Origin of the sequence: Falsihalocynthiibacter sp. S25ZX9 (assembly GCF_041205405.1) — a bacterium.
Lineage (GTDB): Bacteria > Pseudomonadota > Alphaproteobacteria > Rhodobacterales > Rhodobacteraceae > Falsihalocynthiibacter > Falsihalocynthiibacter arcticus.
On sequence record NZ_JBGFCD010000144.1, the window covers coordinates 1 to 331 of the forward strand.

Consider the following 331-nt stretch of genomic DNA (forward strand, 5'->3'; position numbering starts at 1 on the left):
ACATGCAAGAGACAACGAACCATTCAATCGGTTTAGGTCGATCTGGCAAGATTTTCCTAACTGCTCTCGTCGTCTGGATTCTCGCGCAGTTAATCCGCTTCATCGCGATCCAGCTCATCACGAGAGTCGCAAACGGCATCGATGCGCCGAGTTGGATGTATCCCGCGATCCTTGACGTTGTTACTGCAATCCTTGCCGTGCCGCTCGCAATCGCAATTTGGAAATGGCGGTGGTATACGGTTTGGACGCTCACAATTGTCTATTTCACGCTGTCTATCGTCGATCACATTGGTGCACTAACGAACCTCACGCTGATCGGTGAACCCATTGC

At 51.1% G+C, this 331-nt stretch carries 1 protein-coding gene; it reads left to right on the forward strand.

The features are described 5' to 3' along the window. Positions 1–331 (forward strand): hypothetical protein (locus AB9F29_RS21640; RefSeq protein ID WP_369757215.1); only part of this gene is annotated, 331 nt, incomplete at both ends.